The following is a 1,890-nucleotide window of genomic DNA, read 5'->3' on the forward strand; positions in this document are numbered from 1 at the left end:
CCCCCGTCCCGCTCCGGCGCAGCGTCACCTCCCCCGCCCCGGGCAACGCCGCCACCGCCTACGAGCGGGTGCTGCACCGGGCCGTGCACCGGGAGCTGCGGCTGCTGGCCGAGCTCTCCTCCTGGGCGTCCGCCGGCGACGCCGCCCGCACCGCCGAGCTCACCCGGCACGCCGACCTGGTCTCGCGGGTGCTGCTCGGGCACCACGCCGTCGAGCGGGAGCGGCTGTGGCCCGCGCTGCTCCGTTCGCTGCCGGCCGCGGAGGTGGACGGCGCCCGGTGGCACGTCGCCGCGTGGGCGGCCCGGACCGCGCCGCTGGACTCCCTGCTCCGCGACCTCTCGATCGCGGCCCGGGAGTGGGCCGCCACCGGGTCACCGGCCGCCCGTGACGCGTTCGCGGGTGCGTGCGGGATCGTCGCGGACGCCGTCGTCGCCTCGGCCGCGGCGGACGAGGCCGACCTGGTGCCGCTGCTCGCCGTCCACCTGCCGGCCGCCGAGTGGGCCGCCGTCGTCCGGGCGTCGGGGGCGGCGCTCCCCGGGCGCGAGCAGATGCTGGTGCTGGGCCTGGTGCTCGAGGACGCCTCGGCCATCGACCGCGCCCGCGTGCTCGCCGCCCTCTCCCCCGCCGTGCGCACCGCCTGGCGCGCGGTCGGCCGGCGCGACTTCCGCGCCGCCGTCGTCCGGTTGCGGGGCGTGCCGCCGGGGCTCTGAGCCGGCGTTCACACCGGATGCACAGGCTCCGCCCAGGCCGGTCCCACGCGGGGCCGCCATCGTCGGCCGGGTGAGCCCGCGAACCGATCCGGAGCTGCGGTCGCCCGCGGGGCGGGTGCGCCGTGCTGACCGCTGAGCACCTGGTGCTCCTGGCGCTGCTGCTGCTCACCGCGCCGCTGGTCGCCGCCGGCCGCCGGTGGCGGGGGCAGCGGTCGTCGCGCGGGACGCTGGCCCGCGCCGGGCTGCTGACCGCCGTCGTCCTCGGTGGGGCGGCGCTCGGGTCGGTCCTGCCCTTCCCGGGCCCGCCGGTGGAGGTGCTGGTCGCCGCGTCGGTCGCGGTGGTGGCGGTGCACGCGGTGCGGCCGCTGGGTCCGCGTGCTCCGACGTGGCTCGCGGGCGTGGCCGGGCTGGTGCACGGCGCACCGCTCGCACCCGCTCAGCTCCCCGGGACGGCGCTCGCCCTGCTGGTGGCCGCGGCGGTCGGGCTGCCGCTGGTCGTGCTGGTGAGCCGCTCGCGGGTGCACGCGGCCGTGCGGGTCGCCGCGGCGGGCGCCGGCCTGGTCGTGGCCGGCGCCTCGGGAGCCGCGGCGCTGACCGGCGGCGAGTCGGTGCTGCAGCCGCTGGTGGACGTGGTCGCGGGCGACCCCTGGGTGTCGCTGCTGGTGCTCGGCGCGGCGGCGTTCCTGGTGTGGGAGCTGTTCCCGCCGGTCCCCGTCGACGGCCCGCCCGCCCCGGCCGAGCGGGAGCCGGTGGGCGTCGGCTAGGCGGTTCGCCCGGCCGGCCGCCGTACCATCGACTCTCGACGCCGACCTGAGGAGCACCGCCTCGTGGCCTCCGTCCCGCCCGACCCGCGCTCCACCCGCTGGCTCCGCCGTCGGCCCACCGAGCCGCTGCCGCAGCAGGAGCCGCCCCGCCGGCCGCGTTTCGACCGGCCGCCGCCGGAGCGGGACGACTGGTACGCCGGGCCGCCGCCCGCCGGGGGTCCACCACCGCCGCGCACCTGGCCGGGGCAGGCGCCGCAGGGCCGGTGGCCGTCGGCCCCGCCCGGGGGCGCGTACCCGCCACCGTCGTACCCGCCACCGTCCTACCCGCCCCCGCGGGGCCCGTTCCCCCCGGAGCGCGGCCCGGCGTACCAGTCGTCCCGCTCCGGCGGCGGCCGGTCGAAACGCGGCCGGCGGGG

General features: G+C 80.8%; 2 protein-coding genes. Both read left to right on the forward strand.

Going from position 1 to position 1,890, the window contains the following annotated elements; genetic code table 11:
* Positions 1–710, forward strand: a 710-nt coding sequence (locus E9549_RS22715) for a hemerythrin domain-containing protein (protein WP_236828874.1), incomplete at its 5' end; no start/stop codon positions are given.
* Between the two features lie 122 nt (positions 711–832).
* Positions 833–1,474, forward strand: a complete 642-nt coding sequence (locus E9549_RS22720; protein ID WP_236828875.1) for a hypothetical protein — start codon at positions 833–835, stop codon at positions 1,472–1,474.
* The last annotated feature ends 416 nt before the right edge of the window (positions 1,475–1,890 follow it).

Origin of the sequence: Blastococcus sp. MG754426 (genome assembly GCF_021699055.1) — a bacterium.
Lineage (GTDB): Bacteria > Actinomycetota > Actinomycetes > Mycobacteriales > Geodermatophilaceae > Blastococcus.